General features: G+C 51.5%; 1 protein-coding gene and 2 pseudogenes. 2 read left to right on the top strand and 1 reads right to left on the bottom strand.

What is annotated here, in order from left to right:
* Positions 1–182 precede the first annotated feature (182 nt).
* Positions 183–560 (top strand): annotated as a pseudogene (locus tag J5224_RS28890) (winged helix-turn-helix transcriptional regulator); the annotation flags it as partial.
* 19 nt (positions 561–579) lie between these two features.
* Positions 580–723, top strand: a pseudogene (locus tag J5224_RS28885) (hypothetical protein); the annotation flags it as partial.
* Between the two features lie 38 nt (positions 724–761).
* Here the strand turns inward: J5224_RS28885 and J5224_RS28880 are convergent.
* A partial coding sequence (locus J5224_RS28880) for a methyl-accepting chemotaxis protein (RefSeq protein ID WP_264628525.1) occupies positions 762–1,182 on the bottom strand: 421 nt, incomplete at its 5' end.

Genomic DNA, 1,182 nt, shown 5'->3' with positions numbered 1-1,182 from the left:
GAAATAAACAACAACAGTGTTACTCATGTTCACTTTTCCTTTCGTCAGTAATAACAGGGACGGATGCAATAGTTTGGTAAGCGATTGAAGGTAGCATCAGTTTTCAATGGAAAGATAGTATATATGGTATACTGCGTTGACAAGAAGGCACCTGAACGATACCAGGTTTCCTGGAGGATACCATGCAGAGATACCCCATTGAGGGCGATACCGCAGCCGGCTACAGCGTGTATTCATCGCACTGCCCGGCGCGCCAGTTTTTGGAGCGACTGGCCGACAAATGGACCATACTGATTATTGGTCGTTTGAAATCAGGTGAGACGCGTTTTAATCAATTGCGACGGGATATCGAAGGCATCACCCAGAAAGTCTTGTCGCAAACGCTGAAAAAGCTGGAGCGGGATGGTCTGGTTGCCCGTCGTGTATTTGCCACGGTTCCCGTTACCGTAGAGTATTCACTGACGCCCGTGGGGTTGACGTTGGTGGAAACGTTCGAAAGCCTGGCGCATTGCGCAGAATCGAATATTGAATCAGTGCGTTTGGCACAGGAACAGTATGACCGTTTACACGCAGCAACCACTAGCGGTGGAACCGTTTCTGGAAGGGACGATGTACCTTGTCGCCCTAGCGGATTATCCGGCGGGAATTTGGTTTTTTAATGAAGAAGAAAACCCGGAAGGTCTTTTTGTGGAGCTGAAACCGCAAGACGCGCATCGGAAGTGAAGCAGGTCTGCAAGCAGACCTGCTCGGTCAGTCAGCGGTTAGAATGTTTCCCAATGCTCGCTACTGTTGGTGGCTTTCTTATTACCTGGCGGCAGTGCTGCTGGCGCACTTTTGCTTGATGCCAGCGTGTATGACGCCGGTGTCGGCGTTGCACGCTGTTCTTGCAACTTGAACACCGCCACGGCACGAGTCAGCAGTGCAGCTTGTTCTTCGAGCGAAGACGCCGCTGCCGTTGCTTCCTGCACCAACGCGGCGTTTTGCTGCGTGACACTGTCCATCTCGGCAATGGCTTGCCCCACCTGACCAATACCACGGCTTTGTTCATCTGACGCGGACGCGATCTCACCCATAATGTCGGTCACATTGGTAACGGCATCAACAATCTCTTTCATGGTTTGCCCGGCTTGATCGACGAGTGTCGAACCACTGCTCACCAGCGATACCGATTCAGAGATTAAT

This window comes from Candidatus Symbiopectobacterium sp. NZEC135 (assembly GCF_025962695.1).
Note: the sequence above shows the minus strand (reverse complement) of the source record. Positions and strands in the feature narration are given on the sequence as shown.